Source organism: Thermanaerosceptrum fracticalcis (assembly GCF_000746025.2).
In the GTDB taxonomy this organism is placed as follows: domain Bacteria; phylum Bacillota; class Peptococcia; order DRI-13; family DRI-13; genus Thermanaerosceptrum; species Thermanaerosceptrum fracticalcis.
Map to the genome: position 1 here is coordinate 506,203 of NZ_CP045798.1, position 15,307 is coordinate 521,509.

Annotated in this window: 14 protein-coding genes, 1 other RNA gene, 1 pseudogene and 1 other annotated feature; all 16 genes and pseudogenes read left to right on the forward strand. The window is 47.2% G+C overall.

All coding sequences use genetic code 11. The features are described from left to right. Positions 1-2: 2 nt before the first annotated feature. Positions 3-515 (forward strand): adenine phosphoribosyltransferase, encoded by a 513-nt coding sequence (locus BR63_RS02600; protein WP_034421743.1) that lies wholly within the window; start codon positions 3-5, stop codon positions 513-515. 30 nt (positions 516-545) lie between these two features. Then, a pseudogene (locus BR63_RS02605) lies at positions 546-2,724 on the forward strand (RelA/SpoT family protein). 11 nt (positions 2,725-2,735) lie between these two features. Further along, complete coding sequence (gene dtd, locus BR63_RS02610; RefSeq protein ID WP_034421742.1) at positions 2,736-3,185, forward strand: D-aminoacyl-tRNA deacylase; 450 nt, start codon at positions 2,736-2,738, stop codon at positions 3,183-3,185. A 13-nt stretch (positions 3,186-3,198) separates the two neighbouring features. Continuing rightward, entirely contained in the window at positions 3,199-3,816 is a 618-nt protein-coding gene (locus BR63_RS02615) for an MBL fold metallo-hydrolase (protein ID WP_034421740.1), read from the forward strand. Then, entirely contained in the window at positions 3,816-5,312 is a 1,497-nt protein-coding gene (hemZ, locus tag BR63_RS02620; protein ID WP_081908120.1) for a coproporphyrinogen dehydrogenase HemZ, read from the forward strand. The genes BR63_RS02615 and hemZ overlap by 1 nt, the downstream gene beginning before the upstream one ends. Positions 5,313-5,315: 3 nt before the next feature. After that, positions 5,316-5,525, forward strand: a binding site (T-box leader). A gap of 186 nt (positions 5,526-5,711) precedes the next feature. Further along, positions 5,712-6,989, forward strand: a complete 1,278-nt coding sequence (gene hisS, locus BR63_RS02625) for a histidine--tRNA ligase (RefSeq protein WP_034421738.1) — start codon at positions 5,712-5,714, stop codon at positions 6,987-6,989. Continuing rightward, on the forward strand, positions 6,986-8,791 hold the full coding sequence (gene aspS / locus BR63_RS02630) for an aspartate--tRNA ligase (protein ID WP_034421736.1): 1,806 nt from the start codon (positions 6,986-6,988) through the stop codon (positions 8,789-8,791). Before hisS ends, aspS begins: the two co-directional genes overlap by 4 nt. Before the next feature lie 104 nt (positions 8,792-8,895). Then, positions 8,896-9,078: non-coding RNA, 6S RNA (ssrS, locus tag BR63_RS02635), on the forward strand. A gap of 67 nt (positions 9,079-9,145) precedes the next feature. Then, positions 9,146-9,904 (forward strand): tRNA threonylcarbamoyladenosine dehydratase, encoded by a 759-nt coding sequence (locus tag BR63_RS02640; RefSeq protein WP_034421735.1) that lies wholly within the window; start codon positions 9,146-9,148, stop codon positions 9,902-9,904. Between the two features lie 111 nt (positions 9,905-10,015). Further along, complete coding sequence (locus BR63_RS02645; protein ID WP_034421733.1) at positions 10,016-10,288, forward strand: metal-sensitive transcriptional regulator; 273 nt, start codon at positions 10,016-10,018, stop codon at positions 10,286-10,288. Between the two features lie 11 nt (positions 10,289-10,299). Then, positions 10,300-10,629, forward strand: a complete 330-nt coding sequence (trxA, locus tag BR63_RS02650; RefSeq protein ID WP_034421732.1) for a thioredoxin — start codon at positions 10,300-10,302, stop codon at positions 10,627-10,629. 124 nt (positions 10,630-10,753) lie between these two features. After that, on the forward strand, positions 10,754-11,797 hold the full coding sequence (gene ltaE, locus BR63_RS02655; protein ID WP_034421730.1) for a low-specificity L-threonine aldolase: 1,044 nt from the start codon (positions 10,754-10,756) through the stop codon (positions 11,795-11,797). After that, positions 11,797-13,113 carry a replication-associated recombination protein A gene (locus BR63_RS02660; protein WP_034421728.1) on the forward strand — a complete coding sequence of 439 codons (1,317 nt, stop codon included), beginning with the start codon at positions 11,797-11,799 and terminating at the stop codon, positions 13,111-13,113. The genes ltaE and BR63_RS02660 overlap by 1 nt, the downstream gene beginning before the upstream one ends. Positions 13,114-13,240: 127 nt before the next feature. Then, positions 13,241-13,690 (forward strand): RrF2 family transcriptional regulator, encoded by a 450-nt coding sequence (locus BR63_RS02665; protein ID WP_034421726.1) that lies wholly within the window; start codon positions 13,241-13,243, stop codon positions 13,688-13,690. 20 nt (positions 13,691-13,710) lie between these two features. Continuing rightward, positions 13,711-14,907 (forward strand): cysteine desulfurase NifS, encoded by a 1,197-nt coding sequence (nifS, locus tag BR63_RS02670; RefSeq protein WP_034421725.1) that lies wholly within the window; start codon positions 13,711-13,713, stop codon positions 14,905-14,907. Further along, positions 14,889-15,260 carry a Fe-S cluster assembly scaffold protein NifU gene (nifU, locus tag BR63_RS02675; RefSeq protein ID WP_034421723.1) on the forward strand — a complete coding sequence of 124 codons (372 nt, stop codon included), beginning with the start codon at positions 14,889-14,891 and terminating at the stop codon, positions 15,258-15,260. The genes nifS and nifU overlap by 19 nt, the downstream gene beginning before the upstream one ends. The last annotated feature ends 47 nt before the right edge of the window (positions 15,261-15,307 follow it).

The window sequence follows — 15,307 nt, forward strand, 5'->3', positions numbered from 1 at the left end:
TTATGGATATTAAAGAATTCATCAGAAATGTTCCGGATTTTCCCAGAAAAGGAATCCAATTTAAAGATATTACTCCCCTTTTGGCCAACGGGCAGGCTCTGCGCTTCGTGATCAAGTCTCTGGCCGACGAATTTCGTGATAAAGATATTGAGCTGGTGGTGGGGCCGGAAGCGCGAGGTTTTTTAATCGGTGCTCCCCTGGCCTATGAATTGGGAGCTGGTTTTGTTCCGGTACGTAAGGAAGGGAAATTACCCTATCATACGTTAAAAGGTGAGTATACCCTGGAATACGGTGAGGATAAACTGGAAATTCATACTGACAGCATTAAAAAGGGACAAAAGGTCTTAATAGTAGATGACCTTTTAGCAACGGGGGGTACCATTAAAACGGTAGTAGATTTAGTGGAAAAACTGGAAGGTAATATTGTTGGATTAGCCTTCCTCATTGAGCTTGGCTTTTTAGAAGGCAGGAAGGTCCTAGCCCGGTATGATGTGCGGTCTTTGCTGGAATTTTAGAGGGCGACAAAATTGATGGTGGTGAAGTAAGTGTCTTTAGAAGACTTATTAGAACAGGTGCAGAGATACCAGCCTCAAGGTGACCTCAGTATTATCGAAAAAGCATACAACTTTGCCGAAAAAGCCCATGAAGGACAAAGCCGCATTTCGGGGGAGCCTTATTTTATTCATCCTGTTGCTGTGGCCAGTATCCTGGCCCGTCTGGAACTGGATATCCCTACTATTGCCGGCGGTTTACTCCATGATGTGGTGGAAGATACAAAGATAACGCTGGTTGAACTGGAAAAGGAATTTGGTGTGGAAATTGCGCAACTGGTGGACGGAGTTACCAAGTTAAGCAGGATTGAGTTTCGTTCCAAGGAAGAACAACAGGTAGAAAACCTGCGCAAGATGTTTCTGGCTATGGCCAAGGATATTCGCGTAGTGTTAATTAAACTGGCTGACAGGCTCCATAACATGCGGACCCTCAAACACCAATCTGCCTGGAAGCAAAGAGAGATTGCCGAAGAGACTCTGGAAATTTTCGCGCCTTTAGCCCATCGTTTAGGAATTTTTGCTATAAAGTGGGAGCTGGAAGATCTAGCCTTTCGTTACCTGGAACCGGAGCAATACTATCACCTGGTGGAAGGCATTTCCATGAAACGGCGTGAACGGGAGGCCTACATTGATCAGGTGATGAATATCTTAAAGGAACGGCTGGTGGAGGTAGGTATTAAAGCCGACATTCAAGGGCGCCCCAAACATTTCTACAGTATCTATAAAAAAATGAAAGAACAGGGTAAAGAACTCAGTGAAATCTATGACCTCATCGCTGTGCGGGTTATAGTGGAGTCAATCAAAGACTGTTATGGTGCTCTGGGTATAGTGCATACGTTATGGAAACCTATTCCAGGGCGTTTCAAAGACTATATTGCCATGCCCAAACCCAATATGTATCAATCCCTGCATACTACGGTCATGGGTCCCCAGGGGGAACCCTTTGAAATACAGATTAGGACTTTTGAGATGCATCGTACGGCGGAGTTTGGTATTGCTGCCCACTGGAAGTATAAAGAAGGAGGAAAAGGGGGCAGTAAAGATTTTGACCAGAGACTGGCCTGGCTACGGCAGATCCTGGAATGGCAGACTGAGCTGCGGGACGCCAGGGAGTTTATGGAAACCCTGAAAATAGATGTCTTTTCTGATGTGGTTTTCGTCTTTACGCCCAAAGGCGATGTCTTTGAACTCCCGGCGGGTTCGGTGCCCATAGATTTTGCTTACCGGATTCACTCCGATGTGGGTCATCGCTGTATTGGCAGTAAAGTGAACGGCAGGATAGTACCCCTGGATTATACCCTGAAAAACGGGGATATCGTAGAAATCCTTACCTCAAAACAGGCCAATGGTCCCAGTCGCGACTGGTTAAAACTGGTAAAAACCTCCCAGGCTAAGAACCGCATTCGCCAATGGTTTAGAAAAGAAAAACGGGAAGAAAATATTGCCCGTGGTAAAGAAATTCTAGAAAAAGAATTGAAAAAGCAAGGGCTAGAGCCGGGAGAACTATTCAAGAGCGACCGGATTCTTGAAGTTAGCAAAAGGTTTAATTTTAATAACCCCGATGAATTCTTTGCTACGTTGGGTGACGGGGCCTTAAGTCCTATCCAGGTCATTGCCAGAGTAAAAGATGATATTTATAAAGGCAAAAAATTGCCCGATGAAAGCATCTTAACAGAGCTGCCTGCCGAAAAGAAAAGCACCGGGTACGGCAAAGCCTCCCAGGGTATTCGAGTACGCGGCGTCGATGATGTCTTGATTCGTTTATCACGCTGCTGCAATCCCCTGCCGGGAGACCCCATTGTAGGGTATGTGACGCGGGGACGTGGTGTTTCTGTACACCGGGCCGATTGTCCCAATGTGACTTACCACTATTAATGAGGAAAAAGGGCGGATTGTTGATGTCACCTGGGACCAGGACTCTGGAGCAGCTTATCAAGTGGAAATTGAAGTCATTGCCTTAGACCGGCCCCGCCTGGCCACAGATATCATGATGACCATCACAGATATGAAGGTGCAGATTAATGCCATTCATGCCAGGGCCGTCCGGCAGAACCTGGCTACTGTCAACCTTAAAATCGAAATTCGTAATTTAAGCCATCTCAATAATATTATGGAAAAGATTAAAAAGATTAAGGATGTCATAGAAGTTCACAGGGTCATACCTAATAAGTAGGAGGGAACATAGTGCGGGCTGTTGTCCAGAGAGTAGCCAAAAGCTCAGTCACGGTAGAAAACAGGATTACCGGCAGCACAGGACGTGGTTTGGTTGTATTATTAGGTGTTGCTCAGGGAGACCAGGAAGCTGATGCCCGTTATCTGGCGGAAAAAATAGTCAATCTGCGCATTTTTGAGGATAAAGAGGGGAAAATGAATTTATCCCTCAAGGATATACAAGGGGAGATCCTGGTAGTTTCCCAGTTTACCCTTTTGGGCGACTGCCGCCAGGGGCGCAGGCCCAGTTTTACGGAGGCGGCGCCTCCGGTCGATGCGGAAAGACTGTATAATTATTTCGTAGAATTAGTAAATCAGCAGGGAATCCCTGTGGCCACAGGTGTTTTTCAGGCTCATATGCAGGTGGAAATCATCAATGACGGGCCTGTGACCATGCTCTTAGATAGCCGCAAATTATTTTAAAGGAGGAAAAAGTATGGAGATTTTAATTTTGCCGGTAGGTCCTATTGAGGCTAATTGTTATATTGTTTTTGACGAAAGCAAGGAAGCTATGGTCATTGACCCCGGCGCTGAAGGTCAGAGAATCTTTCAGGAAATTGAAAAACACGGCCTTAAAGTAAAATACATTGTGAATACCCACGGTCATGGTGACCACATCGGGGCCAATCAAAAGTTAAAAGAATTAACGGGGGCAAGTATTCTCATTCACGAACTGGATGGTCCCATGCTTACCGATGGCGCCAAAAATTTGTCCGTATACATGGGAAAGAATATCAGTCAACCTGCCGCCGATCAATTGTTGAAGGACGGGGATGTTTTAGAAGTGGGCAAGATACGTTTCACTGTGCTGCATACTCCCGGTCACACCAGAGGCGGTATTTGTTTACTGGCGGGCGATGTTTGCTTTACGGGCGATACCCTTTTCGACGGGTCCATCGGCCGCACAGACTTGCCGGGCGGGTCTTACCCTGAACTAATCAACTCCGTAAAAACCAAACTTTTCACCTTAGACGATAAAATCGTGGTTTATCCGGGCCATGGCCCTGATACCACCATAGGCCGGGAGAAGGCCTACAATCCCTTTTTCCGTTGATGATGAAAAGAATAACTGTTATCTCACAAGACCCGGAGGATCACCGGGTTTTAACGGACCTTTTAAGGATCTATTTTCCCCGTGTTATGGTGGGAGGTGGGGGTTTAGAGGAACCCGATGCTTTCCTTTATATAGAAAGGGATAAGGATGAAAAATTTTTTTTGGTTACCCTTTCATATGAGGGCAACGTTTGTTCCCACACAGAAAAAATAAGCTCCCCCAGCTTAACGGGAGAAGACCCCCTTAATCATAGGAAACGTACTTTACGCCTGGCTGTACATAAATTATTAACCCGGAACCTGGATTTGACGCCAAGCCCGTGGGGGATTTTGACGGGAGTCCGTCCCACGAAAATTGTCCATCGCCTAATGGACCAGGATTTTGCCGCGGGAACGATTAGGGAAATCCTTATAACCGAATATGGGTTGAGCAGTAATAAAGCGCAACTGGTGACAGGCATTGCCAGACTGCAGCGGGATTTTTTGCTGACTAAGGAAGAAGCGAAAAGGTTCATTAGCATCTATGTGGGGATACCCTTTTGCCCCACCCGCTGTCATTATTGTTCATTCCCCGCCTTTTCCCTGAAACGCTGGGGTCATCTTTTAGATCCTTATTTGGCAGGGCTTGAGAGGGAAATAGCGGGAATGGGCGCATTTCTTAAGGAACATGGTTTTTTGGTACAGACGGTATACATCGGCGGGGGTACGCCCACGCTCCTTACGGCGGAGCAGTTGGACCAGCTGCTAACATGTATTACTGAGAATTTTAACCTGATTCCGGCCAGGGAATTTACGGTTGAGGGCGGCAGGCCTGACACAATTGACGATGAAAAGCTAGGTATTCTAAAAAAACACCGGATAACGCGATTAAGTATCAATCCCCAGACCATGCACCCGGAAACCCTGGAACTCATTGGACGAAAGCATACGACCCGGCAAATAGCCGATGCTTTCTACCTGGCGAAAGAGTCAGGTATTCCCGTAATCAATATGGATTTGATTATTGGTCTACCGGGGGAGAACCTGGACATTCTTCGAGAAACACTGGCACAAGTGATGGCCCTAAAGCCTGAAAATATTACCCTCCATGCCCTGGCGGTAAAGAGAGCTGCTTATTACAGCCAGGAAGGCATTGAATTGCCTCATCATCATGAGGATAGGGAAATGATGGAGTTAGCCCAAAAGACCCTAAGTGAGGCCGGTTATATCCCTTATTATCTCTACAGGCAAAAAGAAATCTTTGCTCAGGGGGAAAATGTTGGTTATGCCCTTCCCGGCCAGGTGTGTCTCTATAACATCCAAATGATGGAGGAAAGGCAAACTATCCTGGGTTTCGGTGTGGGTTCGGGCAGCAAGCTGGTTAAGGTACAAGACTGGACCTTAGAAAATATCTATAATCCCAAGGATATAGAAGTATATCTAAACCGATTGGAGGCCATTATTGCACAGAAAGTTGACAAGCTAACGTCTTTTGTATACAATAATTGTCATGTATAAGGTTCAATTACTATGACGGAGAGAGTAATTAGCCTCCTTCATCCAGGGAGGTGAGGACATGACTGGAATCCTCACTATGAAGCGCTAGTGAAAAACACTCCTGAGTTGACTTGCTGAAAGCAGTAGGCAAGTCCGGGCACACCGTTACCGTGGGAAGAGAGGAACATTTATTGTTCAATGTGGGTGGTACCGCGGGTTGAACTCGTCCCAAATATAGGGGCGGGTTTTTTTGTATTTAAGGAAAGGGGACATGCCTGCTGAAGTTTGGGTCATTCTCTGGAGACAGGAATGTCCCCAATAATACTAGTTACTAGTGATTTTTGTTGGACTTCGGAAATCGGAAAACGGACAGGAATGTCCTTGGAATAAAAGTCTTGGAGTAAGGAGGGTTAAAAACTAATGCTGACTACACGGCCGCGAGGCACAAACGATATCTTACCTTCAGAAGCAGGCAAGTGGCATTATCTTGAAGAACTGCTGCGTCTTGTCAGTAAACAATATGGCTATCAGGAAATCCGTACGCCTGTTTTTGAGCATACCGAGTTGTTCCAGAGGGGTGTGGGTGAAACCACGGATATTGTGGAGAAAGAAATGTATACCTTCACCGACAGGGGTGAGCGCAGCCTTACCCTGCGGCCTGAGGGCACAGCGCCTACAGTCCGCGCTTTTCTGGAACATAAAATGTATGCCAATCCTCAACCGACCAAGCTATATTATATAGGACCTATGTTCCGTTACGACAGGCCTCAGGCGGGGCGTTACCGGCAGTTTCACCAGTACGGGGTAGAGGTCTTTGGTTCCAATGACCCCAGTGTCGATGCAGAAGTTATCGCCATGGCTATGGATATTTATGAACGCCTGGGGCTAACGGGCTTAACGGTAGAACTAAACAGTGTGGGTTGTCCTGTTTGCCGCCCCCGGCACAGGGAAGAGCTGCAAAAGTTTTTGGAAAAAAATAAAGCAAAATTATGTCCCACCTGCCAGGGCAGGTATGAAAAGAACCCCATGCGCATACTGGATTGCAAGAATCCCGGCTGCCAGGAGTTAACCCAGGGAGCACCTACCACCAGTGAGACTTTGTGTAAAGACTGCAGTACTCACCTGGAAAAGGTCCAAAGTTACTTACAGGCTTTAGGTGTACCCTATGTTTTAAATCCCAGACTGGTAAGGGGTTTAGACTACTATACGGGGACGGCCTTTGAAATCACTGCCCAGGGTATTGGCGCCCAAAGTTCCATCGGGGGAGGGGGCAGATACAATGGTCTCATTAGCCAGTGCGGAGGACCTGATACACCCGGTATCGGTTTTGCCCTGGGAATGGAGCGCATTCTTCTGACATTAGAGCAGCAAGGTCTTATTCTCCCAACAAAAGAGATGATCCATGTCTTTATTGCCGCCTTGGGTAAAGAAGCCCAGACAAAAGCCTTTACCTTAGCGCAGTCCCTACGGCAGAAAGGTGTGATCGTGGAGCGGGATTACCTGGGACGCAGCTTAAAGGCCCAGTTGAAAGCTGCCGACCGCCTGGAGGCCGTCCTAACGGTCATACTGGGTGACGAGGAAATCAAAAAGAATACAGGTATTGTAAGGAAGATGGCTAACAGCGAACAGGTCGAAATACCACTGGATGATATTACGGCATATCTCATAGAGGAATTGCAGAAGGAGGGTGTACGATGAGCGAATCGATTCAAAGTTTAAAACGCAGTCATTACTGCGGTCATCTCAATAAAACCCATATCGGCCAGAAAGTGACCCTCATGGGCTGGGTTAACAAACGGCGGGATCATGGGGGAGTTATTTTTATTGATTTAAGGGACAGGGAAGGTATCGTTCAGGTAGTTTTTAACCCTGAAATAGGCGTGGAATTATTTGGTAAGGCGGAGAGTGTCCGTAACGAATATGTTCTGGCCGTGGTAGGAAACGTCGTTCCCCGCCCGGAAGGAACTGTCAACCCCAGTCTTGCCACAGGTGAAATTGATGTGCTGGTCAAGGATTTCCGCATCCTGAACCCTGCCAAAACGCCACCTTTCTATATTGCCGATGAGGTTCTTGTTGATGAGACTATCCGCCTCAAGTACCGCTATTTGGACCTGCGCCGTCCAGAAATGCAGCAAGCCTTAATTTTACGGCATAAGACAGTAAAAGCCATCCGTGATTATTTTTCCGACCACGGTTTCATTGAGGTAGAAACACCCATGTTAACCAAAAGCACCCCGGAGGGTGCCCGGGACTATTTAGTGCCCAGCCGTATCCATAAGGGTGAATTTTATGCTTTACCCCAGTCTCCCCAAATTTTTAAGCAGCTTTTGATGGTCTCCGGTTTGGATAAATATTTCCAGGTTGTCCGTTGTTTCCGTGACGAAGATTTGCGGGCAGACAGGCAGCCTGAATTTACCCAGCTTGACGTGGAAATGTCCTTTGTCCAGCGGGATGATGTGCTGACCATCATGGAGGAAATGATTGCCTTCATATTCCAAAAAACCCTGGGAATGGAAATAAAAACACCTTTACCGCGGCTTACTTACGCGGAAGCCATGGACCGTTTCGGCGTAGACAAGCCCGATATGCGGTTTGGCCTGGAACTGGTCAATGTGGGAGAAGAAGTGAAGAATGTGGAATTTAAAGTATTCTCCCAGGTTTTACAAAACGGTGGTCAGGTGAAAGGCATTAATGCCAAAGGGTGTGCCCATTATTCCCGCAAAGATCTTGACGACTTGACGAAATTTGTCGGCATCTACGGAGCCAAAGGACTTGCCTATATCTTATTAACTGAGGAAGGGGTTAAATCTCCTATTGCCAAGTTCTTTAAGGAGGAGGAATTGGCTGCCATTATTAATAAAATGCAGGGTGAACCAGGGGATTTGCTGCTCTTTGTTGCCGATGAACCGGCAGTTGTTGCTGCTTCCCTGGGGCATCTCAGATTAGAACTGGCTAGAAGATTAAATCTCATCAATCCAGACGAGTATAATTTCCTGTGGGTGGTAGATTTCCCCCTCTTAGAGTACGACAAAGAGGAAGGCCGTTATGTGGCCATGCACCATCCCTTTACTTCTCCGGTAGAGGAGGATATTCCCCTCATGGAAACAGACCCGGGGAAAGTCAGGGCCCAAGCCTATGATATGGTCTTAAACGGTATTGAAATAGGCGGCGGCAGTATCCGGATCCACCGCAGGGCAATCCAGGAACTGATGTTTAAAACACTAGGTTTTTCCAAGGAGGAAGCCCAGGATAAATTCGGTTTCCTTTTAGACGCTTTTGAATACGGTGTACCTCCTCATGGCGGTATAGCTTTTGGCATTGACCGCCTGATCATGTTGATGGCCAAAAAGAATACTATTCGTGATGTGATTGCTTTCCCAAAAACCCAGAGTGCCATGGATTTAATGACACAGGCTCCGTCACCGGTGTCACCCAAACAGTTAAAAGAGCTGCATATTAAAGTGAATATCCCGGAAAAAAACAGTCTTAACCAGGGATAAGACAAGTGGGTAAGGGATTATAATAATATTGCTGCAGGTCCTGATAAGGACCCAAAACTTGAAATGTAAGAATTCTTATGTTACCATTAAACTAAAGAAATAATAATACCCTGCGGTGCCCGTGAATGTGCCGTATAGTTTTGAGCCAACACCATCACATAGGGAACCTGGACTCTGGTGGTGGCTTGCAAGCCCGCCATGACGGGACGCAAAAAGCCATCAGGAGGGTACCCACCTGCTTTAGAGCAGGTTCAAAACAACGGCCCCACGGCATGTGTGGGGTTTTATTTTTTCGTGCCAGATTAATAAATGGTAACAATAAATATTAAGGCTTGTTGCGTGGAGGTAGTAAGCTTGCTGCATAAATTTTCCCGTACAGAAATTTTGATTGGCAAAGAGGCCCTACAGAAATTAAATCAAAGCAAAGTAGAAGTTTTTGGCGTGGGCGGGGTCGGTTCTTACACCGTTGAGGCCCTGGCCCGTGCGGGTATTGGGCATTTAGTGCTGGTGGATTTTGATGATATCTGCCTGACCAATGTGAACAGGCAGCTGCCAGCCCTTCACTCTACGGTGGGGAGGGCCAAGGTTGAAGTGTTGCGGGAACGTATTTTGGATATTAATCCAGAAGCAAAAGTCACTGTGCATCGGGAATTTGTGTCTCCGGGAAGTGTAGACAGGCTTGTGGAAAAGGATTGTGATTATCTGGTTGACGCTATCGATACAGTAACAGGGAAAATTGTGATCCTTGAGAAAGCCTTTAGTTTAGGCATTCCCGTTGTCTCGGCCATGGGCGCCGGCAATAAGCTTGACCCTACGAAACTAAAGGTAGCGGATATCAGTGAAACCCACACTTGCCCCCTGGCCCGGGTGATGCGCAAGGAGTTAAAAAAGAGGGGTATCACCACGGGACTTAAGGTCGTCTATTCTCCGGAAGCTCCCCGTAAACCTAACCAGGAAAAAGCCGGCTGCAGCCAGTACTGTATCTGTCCGGGGGGAGAGGCTCACTGTGCCGCAAAAAGGCAAATTCCCGGGAGCATTTCCTTTGTTCCTTCGGTAGCGGGATTGTTCCTTGCTGCCCAGGTTGTCAATGATCTCATCAAGGATTTTATATAGGGATAGACATTTTTCAAAGAAAATTTTCGGATAAAGTCTTGACTTTTTTAAAACAATAATCATATAATGTACACAGATGATACCCATCGGGGGTATATTGGGGGCGGTGCTGTGGAGGACCATAAGGCTCAAATAGAAAATATAAAAAGAAGGCTTAACCGCATTGAAGGACAGCTTAAGGGAATCCAGCGCATGATTGACAATGATGCCTGCTGTGTCGACATTCTCGTACAAATCTCTGCTGTGAGAGCAGCTATATCCAAAGTTGGTGTTTTAATCATGGAAAGTCACGTGAAAAAATGTTTACATCAAGCCATTCAGGAAGAAAACAGCGAAGAAACCCTGGATGAATTGATGACCATAATGAGCAATTTTATTAAATAGGAGGAAGAAAAATGGCCAGTGATAAAGTTATTCAACTGACTGATAGCAATTTTAAGAATGAGGTCCTGGATTCCACACAACCTGTGTTAGTGGATTTCTGGGCAGCCTGGTGTGGACCCTGTAAGATGATTGCCCCTATAATCGATGAGGTAGCCGCCGATTATCAGGGAAAAGTTAAAATAGGGAAGCTTAATGTAGATGAAAACAGCAAGACTGCTTCGGAATACGGGATTATGAGTATTCCCACCATGGTCATCTTTAAAAACGGTAAAGAAGTCAATCGCTTAGTTGGGTTTATGCCTAAAGCCCAGTTGGCCAAGGTATTGGACCAGGCTTTATAAGCTTTAGGCTTAGTATTCTTATGAGGGACTATATCCCTCTTTTTTTTTGATTTAGACAAGCAGGAGTTTATTCTTATAACGAGAATTTTAAATAAAAGTTTGCAGCAGTATGGAGGTAAAGGATATGAGAACAGTTGATTTAAGAAGTGATACAGTAACTGTTCCTACTCCGGAAATGAGAGAGGCCATGTACCAGGCCGAAGTAGGCGACGATGTCTACGGTGAGGACCCTACTGTAAACAGGTTAGAGGAACTGGCGGCGGCCAAACTGGGCTTTGCAGCGGGGCTTTTTGTAGCCAGCGGTACCATGGGTAACCTGGTTGCTCTTTTGACCCATACCCAGAAAGGGGATGAGGTCCTGCTGGAAGCTGAGAGCCATATATACTACTATGAAGTGGGGGGTATGGCGGCTTTAGCCGGTGTCCAGCCCTGTACCATCCGCGGTGTGAGGGGTAAATTAACAGCGGAGCTGATTAAGAATCACCTGCGCCCTGCCAATATTCATTTCCCCAATCCCAGCCTGCTGTGCCTGGAAAATACCCACAACCGGGGCGGCGGCAGTGTCACGACACCCCAGGAAATGGAGAAAATTGTACAATTTGCTCGCGAAAGTGGCCTTCATATCCATGTGGACGGGGCCAGAATTTTCAACGCAGCCGTGGCCTGCGGATGTGATGTCAAAGAACTGGTAAAAGGGGTAGACTCTGTCCAGTTTTGCCTGTCTAAAGGGCTGGGCGCTCCCATGGGTTCCGTCCTGGTGGGTTCCCGGGAATTTATTGCTAAAGCCCGTAAATGGCGGAAAATGGTAGGGGGCGGTTTCCGGCAAATCGGGCTTATGGCCGCCGCCGGCATTGTTGCCCTGGAAAAAATGGTGGACCGCCTGGCAGAAGATCACGAAAAGGCCCAAAAATTAGCAGCAGGGATAGCGGAGATACCCTACCTCAACATCAATGCAGAGGACGTGGAAACCAATATTGTAGTAGCTCATCTTAAGCCGGGTGTAATGACGGTAAGCGAATTTATCGGCAGATTAAATGAAAATGGTGTGAAAGCCAACGGCTATGGGGCTGAGAGAATTCGTTTTGTTACCCATAAAGATGTCAATAATGATGATATAGACTACGCCTTGCGTGTGATGTCTAAACTAGCCCAAAGGGTGATGTTTTGATGGATCTCTTTTCACAAGTCCAGGAAAAAACGCTGAAAGGGAAGGCCCCCTTAGCTGCCCGCTTGCGGCCCGTTTCTTTGGATGAAGTGGTGGGGCAGGAAGAGATCTTGGGTAAAGGAAAGCTCTTACGTAGAGCCATTGAGGCGGACCAGTTGGGTTCCCTCATTTTTTATGGCCCCCCCGGTACGGGTAAGACCAGCCTGGCCTATGTCATTGCGCAAAGTACCAGGTCCCATTTTGTTAAATTAAATGCAGTAACCTCCGGTGTCAATGACCTCAGGCAGGTGGTAAAAGAAGGGGAAGAACGTTTGGGCTTTTATGGCCAGGGAACCATTCTTTTTATAGATGAAATCCACCGTTTTAACAAAGCCCAGCAGGATGCCCTCCTTCCGGCTGTTGAGGAAGGAAAAATTGTCTTAATTGGGGCGACTACGGAGAATCCTTACTTTAGTCTGAACTCGGCGCTGCTTTCCCGTTCCCGGATTTTCCGTTTACAGCCTTTAACCAAAGAAAATATCATCACCCTTTTACGAAGGGCATTACGGGATGAGGAGAGAGGACTCGGCACTTACCGGGTGGAAATCACGCCTGAAGCTTTAAATCACCTGGCAGAATCGGCCCGGGGGGACGCCAGATTAGCCCTGAATGGACTGGAACTGGCCGTACTCTCAACCCCTCCCAACGAAAAAGGTATAAGGGTCATCGACTTGGCGGTGACCGAAGAATCTATTCAGGAAAAGGCAGTGGTGTATGATAAATTTGGTGACCAGCATTATGATGTGATTTCTGCCTTTATTAAGAGCATGCGCGGGTCCGACCCCGATGCCACCCTCCATTATTTGGCTCGTATGCTCCATGCCGGCGAGGATCCCCGTTTTATCGCGCGCAGGATCTTAATTCATGCCGCCGAAGATGTGGGCCTGGCTGACCCGCAAGCCCTGGTTGTAGCCCAGGCCGCTGCCCAGGGTTTAGAATATGTGGGTTTACCGGAAGGGAGACTTATCCTGGCTGAGGCCGCCCTCTATATTGCCTGTGCCCCTAAAAGCAATTCCGTGCTCATTGGTATTGATAAGGCTATGGAGGATGTGAAAAAAGGACAATACGGGCAGGTTCCTTTACATTTAAGGGATGCTCACTATCCTGGGGCGGAAAGCCTGGGACATGGGAAAGGCTACAAATATCCCCATGATTATCCGGGGCATTATGTAAAACAGCAGCATTTGCCGGAGGAAATGAAGACAGTTCGCTACTACCGGCCAGCTATGACTGGGCAGGACAGGGGCGTAATACATAAAGAGGAAGCGGAGGGAAAATAATGAGTAAAAATAGAAAACGCAGCAAAGCTGCGTTTTCTTTCTACCAAGACTTGACACAGGGGATGTTGTCATGCTACACTAACAACAAAACCGATAAAAATACTCGGGTATAATTGAGGTGACGATAGTGAAGCTATCCACCAAAGGACGTTACGGTGTCAAAGCTATGTTTGACCTTGCTGAACATTTTGGAGACGGTCCTATTGCCTTAAAAGGGATAGCGGAGAGACAGGGGATTTCCGAACATTACCTGGAACAGCTGATGGCAGTCTTAAGAAAAGCGGGTCTGGTTAAAAGTGTACGCGGCGCACAGGGGGGATACATACTGGCCCGCGAACCCGAGAATATTACGGTTGGTGAAATTATCCGGGTTCTGGAAGGGCCTCTGGCTCCCACCGAATGTGTCAGCGAAGAAGACCCGGAGATGTGTAAGAATGCTCCCACCTGTATCACCCGTACGATTTGGCAGAAGATGCGCGAAAGCCTGGCGGAGGTAGTGGATTCTATTACCCTGGCTGACATGGTGCGAGACGCCGAAAAGCTGAAAGGGCAGGAAAATTTAATGTATTATATCTAAATTAAAAGGAGATGGGTCGCTTGCGTAGAGTTTACCTGGACCACAGTGCAACTACTCCTGTAAGACCGGAAGTTGCGCAAATTGTACTGGAATATATGACCAATAAGTTTGGCAATCCTTCCAGCGTCCATGTTTATGGCCGTGAGGCCAAACAAGGTTTGGAAAAAGCCAGAGAGCAGGTAGCGAAACTGATTAATGCCAAGCCGGAGGAAATTATTTTTACCAGTGGTGGTACGGAAGCCGATAATTTAGCCATTACCGGTATTGCCCAAACCTATGCCAACAAAGGAAAGCATATTATCACCTCGGCGGTGGAACATCATGCCGTACTGGATACATGTAAGAATTTAGAGAAACTGGGCTATACCGTTACCGTACTTCCTGTTGATGAGTATGGGATTATTAAACTGGAAGATTTAAAAAAGGCCATAACCAAAGAAACTATTCTCATTACCATTATGCATGCCAACAATGAAGTAGGTTCCATCCAACCCGTTGCAGAAATCGGAAAAATAGCCAAAGAAAATGGAGTTATCTTCCATACCGATGCCGTACAGTCTCTGGGCAAGATTCCGGTGGATGTGGATAAGATGAATATTGACCTCCTTTCGGGATCCGGGCATAAAATCTATGCGCCCAAAGGTATTGGTTTCCTCTACATTCGCCGGGGGGTTGGGCTTAAACCATTGACCTTTGGTGGTGGACAGGAGAGAAGACGGCGCCCCGGTACGGAGAATTTGCCAGGTATTGTGGGTCTGGGCCTGGCGGCCGAACTTGCCGGTAAAGAAATGGAAACGGAAATGCCCAGGATCGCCAAGTTACGTGACCGTTTGATTGCAGGAATTATGGAAAGAATCCCCCATGTCCGTCTGAATGGTCACCCCCAGGAGAGGGTTCCCAACAATGTGAATGTGAGTTTTGAATTCGTAGAGGGTGAGTCACTGCTTTTGTCCCTGGACATGAAGGGTATTGCGGCATCCAGTGGTTCTGCCTGTACCTCCGGGTCCTTAGACCCCTCTCACGTCTTGATGGCCATGGGCATCTGCCATGAAATTGCCCACGGGTCTGTCCGCATGACTTTGGGTAAGGCCAATACCGAGGAGGACATTGATTATGTCCTGGAGGTACTGCCGCCCATTGTAGAGCGTTTGCGTTTAATGTCTCCTCTTTACCAGCAGCAGCGAAAGGAGTGTCAAGCATGTACTCTGAAAAAGTAATGGAACATTTCACTAATCCCCGCAACGTTGGGGAAATCGAAAACGCCAGCGGTGTCGGTGAACTGGGTAATGCCGCCTGTGGCGATATTATGAGAATTTCCATCTTAGTAGAAGATGATATTATTAAAGACGTAAAATTTAAAACCTTTGGCTGTGGTGCTGCCATTGCCACCAGCAGCATGGTTACGGAAATGGTAAAGGGTAAAACCATCGACGAGGCCCTGTCCATCACCAACAAAGCTGTGGCAGAGGCCCTGGGAGGACTGCCCCCAGCCAAAATGCACTGTTCAAACCTGGCCGCCGATGCCCTTCATAGAGCCATCGAAGATTACAGGGCTAAACACGCAGGATGATAATGAGTAAAACGCAGCTTACCTGCGTTTTATTCTACAAATTAAGA

What these genes read in the sequence shown, in the direction of transcription:
- BR63_RS02600 (WP_034421743.1), top strand. Translation starts at nt 3, where the DNA reads ATGGATATTAAAGAATTCATCAGAAATGTTCCGGATTTTCCCAGAAAA.
- ltaE (WP_034421730.1), top strand. Translation starts at nt 10,754, where the DNA reads ATGAGAACAGTTGATTTAAGAAGTGATACAGTAACTGTTCCTACTCCG.
- trxA (WP_034421732.1), top strand. Translation starts at nt 10,300, where the DNA reads ATGGCCAGTGATAAAGTTATTCAACTGACTGATAGCAATTTTAAGAAT.
- hemZ (WP_081908120.1), top strand. Translation starts at nt 3,816, where the DNA reads ATGATGAAAAGAATAACTGTTATCTCACAAGACCCGGAGGATCACCGG.
- aspS (WP_034421736.1), top strand. Translation starts at nt 6,986, where the DNA reads ATGAGCGAATCGATTCAAAGTTTAAAACGCAGTCATTACTGCGGTCAT.
- BR63_RS02615 (WP_034421740.1), top strand. Translation starts at nt 3,199, where the DNA reads ATGGAGATTTTAATTTTGCCGGTAGGTCCTATTGAGGCTAATTGTTAT.
- BR63_RS02660 (WP_034421728.1), top strand. Translation starts at nt 11,797, where the DNA reads ATGGATCTCTTTTCACAAGTCCAGGAAAAAACGCTGAAAGGGAAGGCC.
- nifU (WP_034421723.1), top strand. Translation starts at nt 14,889, where the DNA reads ATGTACTCTGAAAAAGTAATGGAACATTTCACTAATCCCCGCAACGTT.
- hisS (WP_034421738.1), top strand. Translation starts at nt 5,712, where the DNA reads ATGCTGACTACACGGCCGCGAGGCACAAACGATATCTTACCTTCAGAA.